The organism is Pseudorhodoferax sp. Leaf267, assembly GCF_001422405.1.
Taxonomy (GTDB): domain Bacteria; phylum Pseudomonadota; class Gammaproteobacteria; order Burkholderiales; family Burkholderiaceae_C; genus Pseudorhodoferax.
This window is the reverse complement of sequence record NZ_LMMV01000022.1, coordinates 22,225-39,033: the sequence shown is the minus strand read 5'-3', so window position 1 is coordinate 39,033 and position 16,809 is coordinate 22,225. Positions and strand designations below refer to the sequence as shown.

19 protein-coding genes are annotated in these 16,809 nt (G+C 70.8%); 6 read left to right on the top strand and 13 right to left on the bottom strand.

The genetic code is table 11. The features are described 5' to 3' along the window. Positions 1-107 precede the first annotated feature (107 nt). Positions 108-1,076 (top strand): LysR family transcriptional regulator, encoded by a 969-nt coding sequence (locus tag ASF43_RS20020; protein ID WP_056184700.1) that lies wholly within the window; start codon positions 108-110, stop codon positions 1,074-1,076. Here the strand turns inward: ASF43_RS20020 and ASF43_RS20015 are convergent. The 5 genes from ASF43_RS20015 to ASF43_RS19995 form a co-directional block, all read right to left on the bottom strand. Next, positions 1,021-1,848, bottom strand: a complete 828-nt coding sequence (locus ASF43_RS20015; RefSeq protein WP_056184699.1) for a class III extradiol ring-cleavage dioxygenase — start codon at positions 1,846-1,848, stop codon at positions 1,021-1,023. The two genes, ASF43_RS20020 and ASF43_RS20015, sit on opposite strands and share 56 nt — an antisense overlap. Before the next feature lie 65 nt (positions 1,849-1,913). Beyond that, positions 1,914-2,888: an NADPH:quinone oxidoreductase family protein gene (locus tag ASF43_RS20010; RefSeq protein WP_056184696.1), complete on the bottom strand. Its 975-nt coding sequence runs from the start codon at positions 2,886-2,888 to the stop codon at positions 1,914-1,916. 67 nt (positions 2,889-2,955) lie between these two features. Beyond that, a complete protein-coding gene (locus ASF43_RS20005; RefSeq protein ID WP_056184694.1) occupies positions 2,956-4,605 on the bottom strand; it encodes a DUF6351 family protein in 1,650 nt (549 codons plus the stop codon). A gap of 22 nt (positions 4,606-4,627) precedes the next feature. After that, positions 4,628-5,611: a tripartite tricarboxylate transporter substrate binding protein gene (locus ASF43_RS20000; RefSeq protein WP_056184692.1), complete on the bottom strand. Its 984-nt coding sequence runs from the start codon at positions 5,609-5,611 to the stop codon at positions 4,628-4,630. Positions 5,612-5,637: 26 nt separating this feature from the next. Beyond that, positions 5,638-6,111: a DUF3237 domain-containing protein gene (locus ASF43_RS19995; protein WP_056184690.1), complete on the bottom strand. Its 474-nt coding sequence runs from the start codon at positions 6,109-6,111 to the stop codon at positions 5,638-5,640. 99 nt (positions 6,112-6,210) lie between these two features. On the opposite strand from ASF43_RS19995, the gene ASF43_RS19990 reads away from it, so the two are divergent. After that, a complete protein-coding gene (locus ASF43_RS19990) occupies positions 6,211-7,008 on the top strand; it encodes a helix-turn-helix transcriptional regulator (protein WP_235578317.1) in 798 nt (265 codons plus the stop codon). A gap of 21 nt (positions 7,009-7,029) precedes the next feature. On the opposite strand, the gene ASF43_RS19985 is transcribed toward ASF43_RS19990, so the two are convergent. Further along, complete coding sequence (locus ASF43_RS19985) at positions 7,030-7,803, bottom strand: SDR family oxidoreductase (protein ID WP_056184688.1); 774 nt, start codon at positions 7,801-7,803, stop codon at positions 7,030-7,032. Positions 7,804-7,921: 118 nt separating this feature from the next. Between ASF43_RS19985 and ASF43_RS19980 the strand changes: the two genes are divergently transcribed. Continuing rightward, positions 7,922-8,860, top strand: a complete 939-nt coding sequence (locus ASF43_RS19980) for a LysR family transcriptional regulator (protein WP_056184686.1) — start codon at positions 7,922-7,924, stop codon at positions 8,858-8,860. On the opposite strand, the gene ASF43_RS19975 is transcribed toward ASF43_RS19980, so the two are convergent. The 4 genes from ASF43_RS19975 to dtd form a co-directional block, all read right to left on the bottom strand. After that, positions 8,861-9,538, bottom strand: a complete 678-nt coding sequence (locus tag ASF43_RS19975) for a DUF799 domain-containing protein (protein ID WP_056184684.1) — start codon at positions 9,536-9,538, stop codon at positions 8,861-8,863. Continuing rightward, on the bottom strand, positions 9,535-9,846 hold the full coding sequence (locus tag ASF43_RS19970) for a DUF4810 domain-containing protein (protein ID WP_056184682.1): 312 nt from the start codon (positions 9,844-9,846) through the stop codon (positions 9,535-9,537). Before ASF43_RS19970 ends, ASF43_RS19975 begins: the two co-directional genes overlap by 4 nt. 81 nt (positions 9,847-9,927) lie before the next feature. After that, a complete protein-coding gene (ltnD, locus tag ASF43_RS19965) occupies positions 9,928-10,824 on the bottom strand; it encodes an L-threonate dehydrogenase (protein ID WP_056185659.1) in 897 nt (298 codons plus the stop codon). A 15-nt stretch (positions 10,825-10,839) separates the two neighbouring features. Further along, positions 10,840-11,277 (bottom strand): D-aminoacyl-tRNA deacylase, encoded by a 438-nt coding sequence (dtd, locus tag ASF43_RS19960; protein ID WP_056184681.1) that lies wholly within the window; start codon positions 11,275-11,277, stop codon positions 10,840-10,842. Positions 11,278-11,355: 78 nt separating this feature from the next. On the opposite strand from dtd, the gene ASF43_RS19955 reads away from it, so the two are divergent. The 3 genes from ASF43_RS19955 (at position 11,356) to ASF43_RS19945 (ending at position 12,890) form a co-directional block, all read left to right on the top strand. Next, positions 11,356-11,772 carry a putative toxin-antitoxin system toxin component, PIN family gene (locus tag ASF43_RS19955; RefSeq protein ID WP_056185656.1) on the top strand — a complete coding sequence of 139 codons (417 nt, stop codon included), beginning with the start codon at positions 11,356-11,358 and terminating at the stop codon, positions 11,770-11,772. Then, positions 11,772-11,990 (top strand): ribbon-helix-helix protein, CopG family, encoded by a 219-nt coding sequence (locus ASF43_RS19950; protein WP_056184679.1) that lies wholly within the window; start codon positions 11,772-11,774, stop codon positions 11,988-11,990. Before ASF43_RS19955 ends, ASF43_RS19950 begins: the two co-directional genes overlap by 1 nt. Positions 11,991-12,104: 114 nt before the next feature. After that, positions 12,105-12,890 (top strand): class II aldolase/adducin family protein, encoded by a 786-nt coding sequence (locus ASF43_RS19945; RefSeq protein ID WP_056184677.1) that lies wholly within the window; start codon positions 12,105-12,107, stop codon positions 12,888-12,890. A gap of 4 nt (positions 12,891-12,894) precedes the next feature. On the opposite strand, the gene paoC is transcribed toward ASF43_RS19945, so the two are convergent. From paoC to paoA, 3 genes are read right to left on the bottom strand one after another with little or no spacing between them, the layout of a single operon-like run. Beyond that, positions 12,895-15,108 carry an aldehyde oxidoreductase molybdenum-binding subunit PaoC gene (gene paoC / locus ASF43_RS19940; protein WP_056184676.1) on the bottom strand — a complete coding sequence of 738 codons (2,214 nt, stop codon included), beginning with the start codon at positions 15,106-15,108 and terminating at the stop codon, positions 12,895-12,897. Next, positions 15,105-16,061 carry a xanthine dehydrogenase family protein subunit M gene (locus ASF43_RS19935; RefSeq protein WP_056184674.1) on the bottom strand — a complete coding sequence of 319 codons (957 nt, stop codon included), beginning with the start codon at positions 16,059-16,061 and terminating at the stop codon, positions 15,105-15,107. Before ASF43_RS19935 ends, paoC begins: the two co-directional genes overlap by 4 nt. Continuing rightward, positions 16,058-16,720: an aldehyde dehydrogenase iron-sulfur subunit PaoA gene (gene paoA, locus ASF43_RS19930; RefSeq protein ID WP_056184672.1), complete on the bottom strand. Its 663-nt coding sequence runs from the start codon at positions 16,718-16,720 to the stop codon at positions 16,058-16,060. Before paoA ends, ASF43_RS19935 begins: the two co-directional genes overlap by 4 nt. Between the last annotated feature and the right edge of the window lie 89 nt (positions 16,721-16,809).

Below are 16,809 nucleotides of genomic sequence, written 5' to 3'. Positions count from 1 at the left end.
AGCCTCTGAAGGACGACGAGGCCGCATCGTAGGTTGCTTCATCCGATGGAAATACCCCCTACCATGCGCTTCTTCATTGCGCCAATCGGTGCAATCAGAAAGCCCACATGGACCGCATCACCGCCGCCGAAGTCTTCGTGCAGATCGCCGAGCGCGGCAGCATGGCCGCCACGGCCGATGCGCTGGAGATGTCGCGCGCCATGGTCACGCGCTACCTGGCCGAGATGGAGCGCTGGGCCGGCGCGCGGCTGCTGCACCGCACGACGCGCCGGCTCAGCCTGACGCCGGCCGGCGAGCAGACGCTGGCGCGCTGCCGGCGCATGCTGGACGTCGCAGGCGAGCTGGCCGTGCCACCCGAGGACGAGGCCGACGCGGTACGCGGCCTGCTGCGCATGGCCTGCGCGCAGTCGCTCGCGCAGGAGGTGCTGGTGGCGCCCGTGGCCGCGTTCCTGCGCGCGCACCCGCAGGCGGCCATCGACCTGCGCATCGACGCCCGGCCCGTGAACCTGGTGGAAGACCGCATCGACCTGGCGATCCGCATCACGAACGAGCTGGACCCGAACCTGATCGCGCGCCGGCTGGGCGACTGCGCCTCCGTCGTGTGCGCCGCGCCGGCCTACCTGGCCGCGCACGGCACGCCGCAGCGCGTGCAAGACCTGGCCGTGCACAACTGCCTGACGTATTCGTACTTCGGCCGCAGCCTGTGGCAGTTCACCGACGCGGCCGGGGAACCGGCCAGCGTGCCGGTGGGCGGCAACCTCAGCGCCAACGAAACGCAGGTGCTGCTGGCCGCCGCCATCGCGGGCGCGGGCATCGCGATGCAGCCGCTGTACGCGGCGGCCGGCCCGCTGGCGCGTGGCGAACTCGTGGCGCTGCTGCCCGGCCACGTGGCGCAGCCGCTGGGCATCCACGGCATCTATGCGTCGCGCCGGCAGATGCCGGCGGTGCTGCGCGCCATGCTGGACGCGCTGGCGGCCTGGTTCGCCGACCCGGCCTGCTGGCCGCCCGCGCTGCCGGCCGTCAGGCGTTCGCCGCGTCGCCCAGCCGGTAGCTCGACACCGCCAGCCCGCCCATGAAGGCCTGCTCGTGGTAGACGCGCACGGCCGCCTCGCCCTCGGCCGCGCCCACGGCCACCATCAGCGGGAGCAGGTGTTCCTCGCGGGGATGGGCCAGGCGCGCGGCGGGCGCGCGTTCCCAGTCAATCAGGCCCTGCGTGCGCTCGGCCGGCGCGCTGCCGACCACGGTGCGGTCCAGCCAGTCGTCGAAGGCCTTTGACGGCGCCGCGGCCTGCGGGCCGAACGCGCGCAGGTTGTGGTAGCTCAGGCCGCTGCCCACGATCAGCACGTCCTCGCCGCGCAGCGGCGCGAGCGCGCGGCCCAGTGCCAGGTGGGCAGACGGGTCGAGCCCGCGCAGCAGCGACAACTGCACCGTCGGCACATCGGCCTGCGGGTAGATGGCCACCATGGGCGAGAACATGCCGTGGTCGAAGCCGCGCTGCGCATCGATGCCCGCGGGCAGGCCCGCCGCCTGCAGCAGGCCCTGCACGCGCTGCGCCAGCGCGGGTGCGCCTGGCGCGTCGTAGCGCACCTGGTAGGTGTGCGGCGGAAAGCCACCGTAGTCGTACAGCATGGGCGGCTGCGGGTGGGCCTGCACGGTGAATGCGGCCTCCTCCCAATGGGCCGAGACCATCAGCACGGCGGCGGGCTTGCGGCCGATCTGGCGCGGCATGTCGGCCAGGGCGGCTTCGAGTTGCGCATAGCGGCTGCGCATCTCGGGCACCCATGGCCAGGGGCCGCCGCCGTGGGAGATGAAGTAGGTGGGCAGGCGGGTGGTTGCTGGCGTGGTCATGGGAACTCCTTGCGCTTCGTACATGCGGGCGCGGGCGGAATTCTCCAGCCTTGCCCTGGGGCACCTCAGCCGCCCGGCTGCAGCACCACGCGGCCCACGGTCTCGCGCTGCTGCGCCAGGGCAAACGCCTCGCCGGCCCGGCTGAATGGAAAGCGGGCCGCGATGCGCGGCCGGATGCGCCCTGCCGCATGCAGCGCGGCCACATCGCCCAGCACGCGCTGCAGCGCCTGGGGCTGGCGCTCACGGAACTGGCGCAGGTCCACGCCGATCAGCGAGGCGCCCTTCACGATGGTGAGGTTGCCGCGCAGGCTGCCGATGGCGCCGCTCGCAAAGCCCGCGACCAGGTGGCGGCCGCCCCAGCCCAGCGTGCGGAAGGCGGTGTCCATGAAGGCGCCGCCGATGGGGTCCAGCACCACGTCCACGCCGCGCGGGCCAGCCAGGGCCTTGACCTGGTCCTTCCAGTCGTCGGCCTGCAGGTCGACCACCGCGTCGGCACCGGCGTCGCGCGCGGCCTGCTGCTTGGCCGGGCCCGACACGCCGGCGATCACGCGCGCGCCGAGCACCTTGGCCAGCTGGACGCCGGCGTCGCCGATGCTGCCGGTGGCGCCCAGCACCAGCACCGTCTCGCCCGGCTGCAGCGCGCCGCGTTCGCGCAGCGCGTACAGGGCCGTGCCGTAGGGCGTGTGCAGCACGGCCGATTCGTCGACCGAGGCCTGCGGCTCCACGGCCTGCAAGGCGTCGGGCGGCAGGCACAGCAGGCTGGTCCACGCGCCGATCGAGCTGGAGCCGCAGACGCGGTCGCCGACCGCGAAGCCCACCGCGCCCTCGCCCACCGCGTCGACCACGCCCGCGAACTCGCTGCCCACGGTGAATGGCAGCTCAGGCCGCCACTGGTAGCCCCCGCGCGCGATCAACAGGTCGAAGAAGGAGATGCCGCAGGCCTGGATGCGCACGCGCACCTCGCCCGCGGCGGGCACGGGGTCGGGCAGTGTGTCGAGCCGGGGCGGCTGGTCGAAGGCGTGGACGCGCAGGGCTTGCATCGCTGAAGGCTCCGGGGGGGGTCAGGCACGCGCTTGTAGCACGCCTGCCCAGCGCAGCCTTGTCACTTCAGTTCTCGCTGCAGCTGAAGCTCGCCGCGTCCTCCATGCTCCCCGTGCCCTTGTACTTCGCGAACTTCGGATACGCGCACAGCAGCCGCGTGCGGTTCGGGTAGTAGGCGTTGGTGGCGCTGGCGCGGGCCGCGATGGTGTCGGGCGCGACGCCCTTCTCCACCCAGTCGACCATGGCCTGCAGCGAGTCGTAGGTGTCGGTGGCCGGGCCGCCCGAGCAATGCGCCATGCCTGGCACGAGGAAGTTGCGCGCGAAGCCCTGCGTGGCCGCGATGCCGCCGTTGTTGGCGGCCAGCTTCTCGTAGTAGTCCACCGTGTCGTTGGCCGAGAAGATCGGGTCGGCCATGCCGTGGATGAAGAGCAGCTTGCCGCCGCGCGCCTTGAAGGCCGCAAGCTGCGTGTCGCGGTAGGTGTCGTAGACGGCCGAGAAGGCTTCCATGCGCGCCGGGTCGGTGTCGAAGTTGAAGGCCAGCGCATTGAACGTGGGCTCGGGCGGCGTGAAGAACTCGTTGCGCAGCGCGTCCAGCATCAGCACGTTGTAGCGCGAGTTGGGCTCGGCCGTGGTCGAGGTGCCCAGCGTCCAGGCGCGCCAGCCCGCGTCGCGGATGCCCGGGTCCCAGGGCTGGCCGGCATACAGCGCCTGGCCGGCGGAGTTCTTGGGGCCGCCGAACACGTCCTTCAACGCGCCGACCTGTGCGGCGCTGATGCAGCTGTCGGTCTTGGCGCCGGTGCACTGCAGCACGGCGGGGTCGAAGCGGCAGGCCTTGGTGTTGGCCACCAGGCCGTCGACGGCGCCGTCGGCCGCGTCGCAGGCATTGGCGATGCCCGTGGCGACCAGGGTCAGGTCGCTGTTGCTGAAGGCCTGCGACAGGATGCGGTTGCCGCTGCCGTCCTGTGGCGCGATGTCGGTGAACTTCTTGTTGTTCCACATCGCCGCCACCGTGGCGCCGCTGGACACCCGCATGGCCGGCGCACCGGCCGTGATGCCGTCGAAGTAGCTCGGGAAGCGCTGCGAAAACATCATGCCCTGGCGCCCGCCGCCCGAGCAGCCCGAGAAGTAGGAGTACGCCGGCGGCTGGCCGTAGCGCTGGCGGATCAACTCCTTGGCGCTGGTGGCGGTCTTGTCGTGCGCCGCGTAGGCGTGGTCGATGCGGGCCTGCGGATCCAGCCCGAAGCTGGCGCTGGTGCCGCTGTGGCCGGCATCGGTGGACACCACGGCGTAGCCCTGGCCCAGCGGCGAGGGCGTGCCGACCGAGATGCTGGAGGAGAGCGAAGTGTCGCGCAGCGTGCCGTCGTTGCCGCCACCGCCCAGGTACAGGAAGCGGCCGTTCCAGTTGTCGGGCAGGCTGAGCTGAAAGCCCGTGGCGTAGGGCTTGCCGTCCACGCCCGTGCGTGCACCGATGCTGCCCGTCACCACGCAGTGCCCGCCCAGGTAATCGCCCGTTGTGAGCGTGCCGGGGCGCTTGGTGCCGGCCGGCACGTAGGCCGTGGTGAGCGTGGTGGCGGGCAGGCCGGCCGTGGTGGGCATGGCCGTGCAGCGCGCCTCTGCGGCCTTGGCGTCCAGCGGGCCGAGCTCGCCGTCGCCGCCGCAACCGGCGAGCAGCGCCAGCAGCAGGGCCGTGGCCGGGGTGGTGGTCTTGATGTGCATGGTGTGTCTCCTCCAGTCGTTGTCAGTCGGCCTTGAAGCCGGTGGCGGCCACGGCCTTGCCCCAGGTCCTGGTGTCGGCCGCGATGATGTTGCTGAACTCCTGGGCGCTGGTGCCGGTCACGCGGAAGCCCGCGTCTTCCATCTTTTTCTGGCCGTCGGGCGAGCGCATGGCGCGCACGATGTCGGCATTGAGCTTCGCCACGATCTCGGGCGGCGTCTTGCCCGGCGCAACGATGCCGAACCACGAGTTGAATTCCAGGTTCGCGTAGCCCTGCTCCTTGAAGGTGGGCACATCGGGCAGGGCCGCCGAGCGCTGCGCGCCGGTGCTGGCGAGCGCGGCGAGCTTGCCCGACTTCACGTTCGGCGCGGCCAGGCCGGCGCTGGCAAACACGCCGGACACGTCGCCGCTGAAGATGCCGCTCATGGCGTCGCCCGTGTTCTTGAAATGGACCGGCTCGGGCTTGATGCCGATGGCGTCGCCGAACATGTAGGCGCCGAAATGGCCCGGCGTGCCGGCCCCGAAGGTGGCCATGAACAAGCCCTTCTGCTGGCGCGTCCAGTCCACGAACTCCTTGACGTTCTTCGCCGGCACCTTTTGCGGGTTGACCAGCAGGATGAAGTCGGCCGTGACGACCTGCGAGACCGGCACGAAGTCCTTGGCCGGGTCGTAGGGCAGCTTGTTGTAGCTGCTGGGTGCGATGGCCAGCTGGCCGGTCTCTCCCAGCATCAGCGTGTAGCCGTCGGGCGCGGCGCGGGCAGCCTCGCTGGCCGCGATCAGCCCGGCCGCGCCGGGCTTGTTGTCCACGATCACGCCCAGGTTGCCCCAGCCTTCGGAGAGCTTTTGCGCCAGCAGCCGCGCCACGATGTCGGGGCCGGTGCCGGCCGGGAAGCCGACGATGATGCGCACCGGCTTGTTGGGGTAGCCGGGCGTCTGGGCCTGCGCGGCCAGGGGTGCCAGGGCGGTCAGCGCGGCGAGCAGCGCGGCGTGGCGGCGGGTGATGGGCATGGGATGTCTCCGTGGGATGGTGGGGTTCACAGCAGGGCAAAAAAGCGCATGACGACCTTGTCCGGGTGCCGCGCGCCGCTGCCCACGAACAGGTGCTCGTTGATCCAGGCGAGCGCCGTCGATGCGGTCTCGAAGCGCGGCTGGCAGCGGAAATAGATCTGTGCCGGGTCCACCGGCTCGCCGCGCGCGATGCGCTCCATGAGCTCGGGCGCGCCGCGGCGCACGGCCTGGTTCTGCACGTAGACCAGGTCGCCGCCGTCGGCCTCCAGCACGTAGCGCGCGTCCAGCTCGGCGTAGCCGGCGTGCACGATGAGCTGGAAGTCGGCGCCGCCGGGCAGCACGCGGGCCGACCAGCCGTCGCCGCGCACCTGGCCGCCCACGATGGGGATCACGCGGCGCGTGCCACGCAGCGTGGCGCCGACCTGCTGGGGCTGGCCGACCTGCACCGACAGGTCGGCAAAGAAGCGTAAATGGGGAGCGGCAATCGCGGTGTCGTCCATGACAATCGGTTCCGGAGTCAAAAGCCGCTGCAGCGTAAATCCGCGCCGACGGCGCCGCTGTCATCCCAGAGGATGACGGGGCAACCCTGGGAGACAAGCATGAGGAAATGGGCACCCACCGCATGGCGGCACGAGGCCGCCGCCGTGCCGGCCGAGGTTATGGGCCGGATGATCGCCAGCCTGGGCGAGGACGGCTTCGAGTCGCAGCTGCTGGAGCAGCTGCAGCCGGTGCTGCCGGCGGCCTCGTGGTCGGTCTACCAGGTCGGCCCGCGCTGCGCACCCACGCTGTTCATGTCGGCCAGCAGCGGCATCCCGGACACCACGCGCGCGTGCTGGGGTGCCTACCTGGCCGGCCCCTACCGGGAAGACTGCACGCTGCGCTTTGACACCGGCACGGCGCGCAGCAGCACGCAGCTGTGCCACGTGACCGCGCAGGAGGTGCCCAGCGAACACCGCGTGCGCGTGTACGACGCCCACGGCATGGCCGAGCGCGTGTCGGTCGTGCGCCATGCCGACGACGACAGCCTGTTCGCGGTGAACTTCTACCGCCACGCGCACCAGCGCGCGCTGACGGACGCGCAGATCGCCTGGTTCGAGCAACTGGCCCCGGCCCTGCTGGCGCTGGCGCAAAAGCATGTGGCGCTGCGCGGCGGGAGCGCAGCCGTGGAACGCTCGCCGGCGGCGCTGCGCGCAACGCTGCTGCAGCGCTGCGCCGACCTCACGGCGCGCGAGCTCGATGTGTGCACGCGGCTGTTGCGCGGCATGACGCAGGACGGCATCGCGGCCGACCTGCAGCTCTCGCTGCCGACCGTGAAGACCTACCGCAACCGCGCGTTCACGCGACTGGGCATCCACTTTCGCAACGAGCTGTTCGCGCTGGTGATGCGCGGCGAGTAGCCGCGCGCCCGCCCCGGCGGCTCAGCGCGTGGTGTAGCCGCCGTTGGCGAAGATGGTCTGGCCCGTGATCCACCAGCCCTCGGTGCAGAGGAACTTCACGATGGGCGCGATGTCCTCGATGTCGGTCAGGCCCTTCTTCGAGTATTTGGACAGCGCTGCGGCCGACGCGTGGTAGGCCGCCGATTCCTTGCTTTCCTGGCCGTAGAAGAACGGCGTGTCCATGGGGCCGGGGCCGATCGCGTTCACGTTGATGCCACGTGCGCCGAACTCCTTGGAAGCCGCGCGCGTGTAGTGCTCCACGGGCGCCTTGCTGCCGGGGTAGACGGCGTAGCTGTCGGTGTAGGCCGCCAGCAGCGAGCTGACGATGGTCACGATGCTGCCCTCGTCGGCCAGCGTGCGGCCGGCCTGCTGGATGAAGAAGAACGCGGCCTTGGAGTTGGCGGCGAAGCTCTTCTCGTAGTCGTCTTCCGTCACGTCCAGGATGGGCTTCTTGATGACCACGCCGGCCGTGTTCACGGCGATGTCGACCTGGCCATAGCGCTTGCTGGTCTCGTCGAACAGGCGCACGTTGTTGTCGACCACCGACAGGTCCCCCTGGAACGCAAATGCCTGCGCGCCCTTGGCGACCAGGGCCGCGACGGTCTGTTCGGCATCGGCCTTGGACGAGACGCTGTTGTAGTGCACGGCGATGGCGCGGGCACCGGCGTCGACGAACTGGTGCGCGATCAGCGCGCCCAGGTTCTTGCCGCCGCCGGAGACGACGGCGACCTTGCCTTGGAGAGTGCGGGATGTCATGGGGAGTGGTCCTGAGATCAATACTTGGGGCGCGCATGGTAGGTTGCATACGAAGCCAGATTGGGTGTCGCCGGCTGGATAGACTGTCCACACTTCGCGACCAATCAGAAAGCGCCGCATGGACCGTCTCGATCAACTGCGTGTCTTCGTGCGTGTGGCCGAGCTGTCCGGCTTCAGCCGTGCGGCGGTCGACCTGGGCTTGCCACGCGCGACGGTGTCGGCGGCCGTCGCGCAACTGGAGGCCACGCTGGGCCAGCGCCTGCTGGCGCGCACGACCCGCCATGTGAGCCTGACGCCCGACGGCGACAGCCTGCTCAAGCGCGCACGCGCGTTGCTGGCCGACTACGAGGCCATCGCCACGCCGCAGCCGGCCGCCCTGGCCCGCGCGCTGCCCGTGCGCGGCCGGCTGCGCGTGGATTTGCCCGGCCGCATCAGCCGCCAGATCGTGCTGCCCGCCCTGCCCAGCCTGCTGGCGAGCCATCCAGGCCTGGAGATCGACCTGGGCGCCAGCGACCGCATGGTGGACCTGGTCGAGGCGGGCATCGACTGCGCCGTACGCGTGGGCCAGCTCGCGCCCAGCAGCCTGGTGGCGCGGCCGCTGGGCGCGTTCGAGCTCGTCAACTGCGCAAGCCCCGCCTATCTGGCCACACACGGCGTTCCGCAGACCGTGGCCGAGCTCGCCGCGCCGCCGCACTGGGCCGTGGGTTACGGCGCGCAGCGCGGCAGTGCCGCCGGCATGCGCACGCCCTGGGATTTCGTGGACGCCAGCGGCACGCCGCGCCAGCAGCCCGTGCGCTGCCGCGTGGCGGTGCACGACGTGGAGACCTACATCGCCGCGGCCCGCGCCGGGCTGGGCCTGGTGCAACTGCCGTGGTACGACGTGCGCGACCTTGTGGCGCGCGGCGAACTGGTGATGCTCATGCCGCAGGCGCGGCCGGCGCCGATGCCGGTGCACGTGGTGGTGCCGCACCGGCGCCACCTCACGCCCCGCGTGCGCGTGTTCGCCGACTGGATGGCGGGCCTGCTGGCCGCAGGGCTGCGGGCCGCGCCGGGCTGATCAGCGTTGGGGGGCCGGGATCTGGCCGGCCTTGGGCGAGCGGGGGCTGGGCAGGATGCCGTCCACGCGCGGGGCCAGCAGCCGCTGGTTGGCAATGCCCGCGTAGTTGAACGAGGCATCGGTCGACGACTCGATGGTCTGCTTGACCACCGCCATCACGAGCAGGCCGACGATGCCGCCGCCCGATTGCTGTTGCTGCTCGGCCGACGAGGCCGTGGCGCTGCCCTGCCACAGCTGCTCGCCGCTGCGCAGGTCGACGATGCGCGCGTCCAGCGTCACGCGCGTGTCGCTGCCGATCACGCGGTAGCTGGTGCCGTACTGCCGCACCTTCATGAAGACCGCCGCATCGGCGCCGAAGACCTCGCGCAGCTTGGGCAGCGCGATTTCGTGCGCGTCGTGCGCGCTGGTCACGCCGTTCTGGCGGAAGGTCTCGTCCACCAGCGTGACCGGCAGCACGTAGTAGCCGGCCTCGGCCAGCGGCGCCGTGGCCTGCGCCCACACGCTCGGCGTGGCCGTGACTTTGGGCGAGTCGTTCAGGGGCGGCATCACCAGCAAGGTGGCGGGCCTGGCCTTCAGGAACGCGGTGTAGTCGTAGGGTGCCCTCTGCGTGGCGCAGCCGGTCAGCAGGGCCAGGCCGAGCGTGGCGGCGGCGGCCAGGGAAATGCGGTGCGGCTTCATACCGGCTTGTCCTGTGGTGCGGGCCCATCCAGCCGCTTGAGCAGTTGGTCGATGTAGGTGGCGGATTCGGGGAAGGCGGCCTTCTCGGCCTGCCACAGCGCGCGGGCCTGCGCGGGGTCGCCGCTGGCCAGCTTGAGCATGCCCAGGTGCGCGCGAAAGCCTGGCGGCAACGCCGCGTGCGAGGCCGCGGCCTCCTGCATGTGGGCCTCCATGTCGACCATGCGCTCGGGTGAGGGCGTCCCGTTGGCGCGCAGGGCTTCGTACTGCATCTTGGTGAAGTCGCCCCACGCGTACAGCGGCGGCGTCATGGTGGCGCAGCCGACCAGCGCGGGCCTCCCCCATCGCGCCGCTGGCAGCGACGCATTGCCAAATCGCCGGGTTTTTCCGCTTCAGCCCTTGGCCTTGGGCAGCTCGATCCCCGGAAAGATCTTGATCACCGCGCTGTCGTCCTCGGCCGCATAACCCGCGGTGGACGCCTGCATGAACATCTGGTGCGCCGTGGCCGCCAGCGGCAGCGGGAATTTGCTGGCGCGCGCCGTGTCCAGGACCAAGCCCAGGTCCTTGACGAAGATGTCCACGGCCGAGAGCGGCGTGTAGTCGCCCGCCAGCACATGGGCCATGCGGTTCTCGAACATCCAGCTGTTGCCGGCGCTGTGCGTGATGACCTCGTAGAGCGCAGCCGCGTCCACGCCCTCGCGCAGGCCCAGCGCCATGGCCTCGGCCGCGGCGGCGATGTGCACGCCGGCCAGCAGTTGGTTGATGATCTTCACCTTGCTGCCCGCGCCGGCCTTCTCGCCCAGGCGGTAGACCTTGCCGGCCATGTCGTCCAGCACCGCGCCGGCCTTGGCGTAGGCGGCGGGCGTGCCGGCCGTCATCATGGTCATCTGGCCGCTAGCGGCCTTGGCGGCGCCGCCGGAGATGGGGGCGTCCAGGTACAGCAGGCCCCGTTCGGCCAGCCGCGCTTCCAGCCGCACGGACCAGTTCGGGTCCACCGTCGAGCACATGATGAACACGCTGCCCGGCCGCATCGCAGCGGCGGCGCCGTGGTCGCCGAACAGCACGGCCTCGGTCTGCTGCGCATTGACGACCACCGAGACCAGGATCTCGCAGCCTTCGGCCACTTCGGCCGGATGCGCACAGGCCGTGCCGCCCTCTTGGGCGAAAGCCTGCGCCACGCCGGGCCGCGCGTCGCACACGCGCAGCGCATGGCCGCGCGTGCGCAGCGTTGCCGCAATGCCCGCGCCCATCGCGCCCAGGCCGATCACACCTACCGTTGCTGTCGTCATGTCTCGCTCCTTCATTTATGCACTCATCGGAATCGTGACCGGCCCGTCGTTGACCAGGTGCACCTGCATGTCGGCCGCGAAGATGCCGGTCGCCACGATGGGGTGGGCCTCGCGCGCGCGCGCCACGAAGTGGTCGTAGAGCCGCCGGCCCTCGTCGGGCGCCGCCGCGCCGGAAAAGCCCGGCCGGTTGCCGCTGCTGGTGTCGGCCGCCAACGTGAACTGGCTCACCAGCAGCAGACCGCCGCCCACGTCCTGCAGGCTCAGGTTCATCTTGCCGGCCGGGTCGCTGAAGATGCGCAGCTTGAGCAGCTTGGCCAACAGCTTGTCGGACTTCTCGTCGGTGTCGCCGCGTTCGGCACAGACCAGGGCCAGCAGCCCTTGGCCGATGGCGCCGACGATGGCGCCGTCCACTTCGACGCGGGCTTCGCGGACGCGCTGCAGGACGAGTTTCATGGGCCTCCTGAAAAGCCGCGATTGTGGCGCGCCTGTCTGCTTGAGTCGAATTTTGCTGTCATATATGCTGTCAGCCTGATGCGAACGATTGTTCTCGACACCAACGTCATGGTGGCTGCGCTGCGGTCGGAGGGCGGTGCATCGCGGGAGATCCTGCGCCGCGTGTTGTCGGGCCGTTACACGGCGTTGTTCGGTAACGCGCTCTGGCTGGAGTACGAAGATTTGCTGGGCCGCCCGGTCTGGACTGACGAGACCACCCCGCACGAGCGGCGCGCCATTCTGGCGGCGCTTGCCGCCTCGGGTCGCTGGGTGTCCGTGTACTACGGCTGGCGCCCGAACCTGCCCGATGAGGGTGACAACCATCTGATCGAGCTTGCCGTGGCTGGCAATGCCCAGGCCATCGTCACGCACAACGTGCGCGATGTGCGACGTGGAGAACTGGCCTGGAAACACTTGCGGGTGCTAACGCCCGCGCAATGTTTGGAGGATTTGTGATGAGTACCTTGACCATTCGGCTGCCCGACAACACAGCAGAGCGCTTGAAGTCCCTGGCCCGCAGTCGTGGCCTCAGCGTGAACAAGCTGGTGGAAGAGATGAGCGCGCAAGCCCTGGCCGCATTCGACGCCGAGACGCGCTTTCGCGCGATGGCGGCCGGTGGCGACCCGAAGCGTGCGCTGGCGATCCTGGATCGTCTGGACGGCCGGTCCGCTTAGCGAATGAGCTGGTGCATGCGTTGCACCAGCAGTTCCATGCGGGACAGCTCTTTTGCCTCAACGCCGGAAAATGCCCGCGGACACCTGACGCCAGCCATCACCCCACGAGGCCCCATGAACACCACAGCACCGAGAACCCATGCCCATCTGCACGCCGTCGAGACCGACGACGCCCTCTGGCAGGCGCGCGTGCATCTGGCCGCCGCCAACCGCCTCGCGGTGCACGACGGCCTGGAGGAAGGCATCGACAACCACTTCACGATGATGGTGCCGGGCACCACCGACCGCTTCCTGGTGCTGCCCTTCGGCCTGCACTGGTCCGAGGCCCGGGCCAGCGACATGATCGTGTTCAACGAGGCCGGCGAAGTGCTGCAGGGCCAGGGCAGCGTCGAGCTCAGCGCGGTGAGCATCCACGCGCCGCTGCACCGCATCACGGGCGCCCAGGTGGTGCTGCACACGCATCAGACCTGGGCGCTCGCGATGAACCTGCTGCAGGACAACCGATTGCTGCCCTGCAGCCAGACCTCGGCGTTCCTGACCCAGCACATCGCCTACGACGACGGCTACACCGGCCTGGCGGCAGGTCTCAGCGAAGGCGAGCGCCTGGCCGGCGTGATCGGCGACAAGCACATGCTGTTCATGAAGAACCATGGCGTCGTGGCCGTGGGCGACAGCGTGGCCCAGGCCTACCGCCGGCTCTACCGGCTCGAGCGCGTGTGCAAGGCCCAGTTGCTGGCCATGGCGACCGGCCAGCCGCTGGCCCTGCTGTCCGACGATCTCGTCGCCAAGGTCGACAAGCCGAACCCGCAGGACAGCCACCCGCGCGCCGAGCGCGAGGCGCTGTACTTCGCGGCCATGATGCGGGTGCTGGACCGCGTGAACCCGGGCTACGCCGACTGAAGGATTACGCGCCGGTCGGCATGCGTTCGAGCAGCTTGTCCAGCGTGATCGGGTAGTCGCGCACGCGCACGCCGGTGGCGTTGTAGATGGCGTTGGCCACGGCCGCGCCCACGCCGCAGATGCCCAGCTCGCCCACGCCCTTGGCCTTCAGCGGCGTGGAGGACGCGTCCACTTCGTCCAGGAACACCACCTCCTGGTGCGGGATGTCGGCATGCACCGGCACCTCGTAGCCGGCCAGGTCGTGGTTGACGAAGAAGCCGCGGCGCTTGTCCACCACCAGGTCTTCCATCAGCGCCGCGCCCACGCCCATGGTCATCGCGCCGATGACCTGGCTGCGCGCCGACTTGGGGTTCAGGATGCGGCCCGCCGCGCACACGGCCAGCATGCGCCGCACGCGGATCTCGCAGCTGTCCACGTCCACACCCACTTCGACGAAGTGCGCGCCGAAGGTCGATTGCTGGGCTTTCTCGGAGAGCGCCTTGTCGTACTCGATCTTGTCCTCGGCCACCAGCTCGCCGCCGCCTGCGGCCTGCGCCAGCGGCACCGTGCGCCCGCCGGCCGTGACCTGGCCATCGGCAAACTGCGCCGCGGCCGGGTCCAGGCCCAGCTTCTGCGCCACCTGCCGGCGCAGCGCCATGCAGGCCGCGTACACGCCGGCCGTGGAGTTGGCTGCGCCCCACTGCCCGCCCGAACCGCAGGACACGGGCATCAGCGAATCGCCCAGCCGCACCGTGATGCGCTCCAGCGGCAGGCCCATGGTCTCGGCCGCGGTCTGCGCGAGGATGGTGTAGGTGCCCGTGCCGATGTCGGTCATGTCGGTCTCCACCGTCACGCGGCCCTGGCTGTCCAGCCGCACGCGTGCGCCCGAGGCCTGCAGCATGTTGTTGCGGAACGCCGCCGCCACGCCCATGCCCACCAGCCAGCGGCCCTCGCGCCGCGTGCCGGGGCTGGCCTGGCGCGCGTTCCAGCCGAAGCGCTCGGCGCCGTGGCGCAGGCACTGCACCAGGCTGCGCTGCGTGAACGGGCGCGCGGGCTTCTCGGGGTCGACCTGCGTGTCGTTCAGGATGCGCAAGGCCACCGGGTCCATGCCCAGCCGCTCGGCCAGCTCGTCCATGGCCACTTCCAGCGCCATCAGGCCCGGTGCTTCGCCAGGGGCGCGCATGGCGTTGCCTTCGGGCAGGTCCAACTCGGCCAGGCGCATCGCCGTCATGCGGTGCGCGCCGGCATACAGCAGCCGCGTCTGCAGCACGGCCGCCTCGGGGCCGCCGCCCGGCAGATCGCCCGACCAGCTTTCGTGCGCGATGGCGCTGATGCGCCCGTCCTTGCCGGCGCCGATGCGGATGCGCTGGATCGTCGCCGGCCGGTGCGTGGTGTTGTTGAAGATCAGCGGGCGCTGCAGCGCGACCTTGACCGGCCGCCTGGCCGCGCGCGCGCCCAGCGCCGCCAGCAGCGCATCGGCGCGCACGAACAGCTTGCCGCCGAAGCCGCCGCCGATGAAGGGCGAGATCAGCCGCACGTTCTTCTTGGGCACGCCCAGCGTGCGCGCCAGGTCGCTGACGCCCCAGTCGATCATCTGGTTCGACGTCCACACCGTGAGCTTGTCGCCGTCCCAGGCGGCCAGCGTTGCATGCGGCTCCATCATGGCGTGCGATTGGTCGGGCGTGGTGTAGGTGGTGTCCAGCTGCACCGGCGCGGCGTCGAAGGCGCCGGCGAAATCGCCCACGGCGGTCTCGGTCGGGCCCGTGTTCTCGTTGGGCTTGGCGGTCTTGGCACTGTCCTTCAGGGCCGCCAGGTCGTAGGCGCCGGGCGTGCTCTCGTAGCGCACGCGCACCAGTTCGGCCGCGGCGCGCGCCTGCTCGAAGGTCTGGGCGACGACCAGCGCGATGGCCTGGTGGTAGTGGTCGATCTGCGGGCCGCCCAGCAGCTTGGCGGTGTTCATCTTGCCCTTGGCCAGCTTGCCGGCGTTGCGCGCCGTCACGACGGCCAGCACGCCGGGCGCTGCGCGTGCGGCGGCCAGGTCCATGGAGGCGATGCGGCCCTTGGCGATGCCGGCGCCGACCACCACGCCGTAGGCGGCCTGCGGCAGCACGTCGTGCCGCTCATAGGCATACGGTGCGCTGCCGGTGCATTTGAACGGCCCATCGATGCGGTCCAGCGGCTTGCCGACCACCTTGAGCTGGTCGATGGCGTTGGTGGTGGCGGGGGTGTCGAATTTCATGCGGGTCTCCTGGCTTCGGCCAGCACGGCGGCCAACAGGCGCTGCACGAGTGGCGGTTTGAAGGCGTTGTGTTCGGTGGTGCGGGCGCCGGCCAGCAGCTGTTCGCCCGCGGCTGCGGCGCCGCGCGGCAGGGCGGCATCGGCGGCATCCACGCGCCAGGGCTTGTGGGCGACGCCGCCCAGCGCCAGGCGGCCACGGCCGTCGGGCTGCACGATGGCGGCGACCGAGACCAGCGCGAACGCATAGGAGGCGCGGTCACGCACCTTGCGGTACATGTGGCGCCCGCCGACGGGCGGCGGCAGCGTCACGGCGGTGATCAGCTCACCGGCCTCCAGTGCGGTTTCGCGCTGCGGCGTGTTGCCGGGCAGGCGGTGGAAGTCGGCGATCGGGATGGTGCGGGCCTGCCCGTCGCCGCGCACCGTTTCCACTTGCGCGTCCAGCACGCGCATGGCGACGGCCATGTCGCTCGGGTGCGTGGCGATGCAGGTGTCGCTGGTGCCCAAGATGGCGTGCTGGCGGTTCACGCCATCGAGCGCCGAGCAGCCGCTGCCCGGGCTGCGCTTGTTGCAGGCCTGGGCCGTGTCGTAGAAGTAGGGGCAGCGCGTACGCTGCAGCAGGTTGCCCGCCGTGGTGGCCTTGTTGCGCAACTGGCCCGAGGCGCCGGACAGCAGCGCGCGCGACAGCACGGCGTAGTCGCGCCGCACGCGCATGTCGGCGGCCAGGTCGGTGTTGCGCACCAGGGCGCCGATGCGCAGGCCGCCACCGGGCGCGGGCTCGATCTTGTCCAGCGCCAAGCCGTTCACGTCGACCAGGTGGCCGGGCGTCTCGATCTGCAGCTTCATCAAGTCCACGAGGTTGGTGCCGCCCGCGATGAAGCGGGCGCCCGGCGTGCGGGCCACGGCCGCGGCGGCCTCGGCCGGCGTGCGGGCGCGTTCGAAGGTGAAAGCTTTCATGCCGTCCTCCCTGCAACTTCCGTCACCGCATCGACGATGTTGGAATAGGCGCCGCAGCGGCAGATGTTGCCGCTCATGCGCTCGCGCAGCTCATCGGCCGACAACAGCGGCTTGGCGGTCAGGTCGGCGCTCACATGGCTCGGAATGCCGGCTTTGACCTCGTCCAGCACGGCTACGGCCGAGCAGATCTGGCCCGGTGTGCAGTAGCCGCACTGGTAGCCGTCGTGCTTGACGAAGGCGGCCTGCATGGGGTGCATCTGCCGCGGCGTGCCCAGGCCTTCGATGGTGGTGATCTGGCTGCCCTCGTGCAGGACGGCCAGCGACAGGCAGGCGTTGATGCGCCGACCGTCGGCGATCACAGTGCACGCGCCGCACTGGCCGTGGTCGCACCCCTTCTTGCTGCCGGTCAGGTGCAGCTGCTCACGCAGCAGGTCCAGCAGCGTGGTGCGCGTGTCCAGCTCCACCGTGTAGGGCTGTCGGTTGACGGTGAGCGTGAGCTTGTGCAAAGGCGCGGCGCCAGCCGCAGGGCGCGGCGCCGTGGGCTCAGCGGCCACGGTGCTGCCGGCGGCAGCCGTGGCCGCGGAGGCGACCAGCAGGTCGCGCCGCGTGAGCGAGAGGGGGCAGGCCGCGGATGGCGCGGCCGATTCTTGGGGATGCATCGTGGGGACTCCTGGCGTGTCATGGCGCACGCGTGTGGTAGTAAGCGTCGTCCACCGCCCGGCGGCGCACAGCCGGCCGAGGCGGCGCC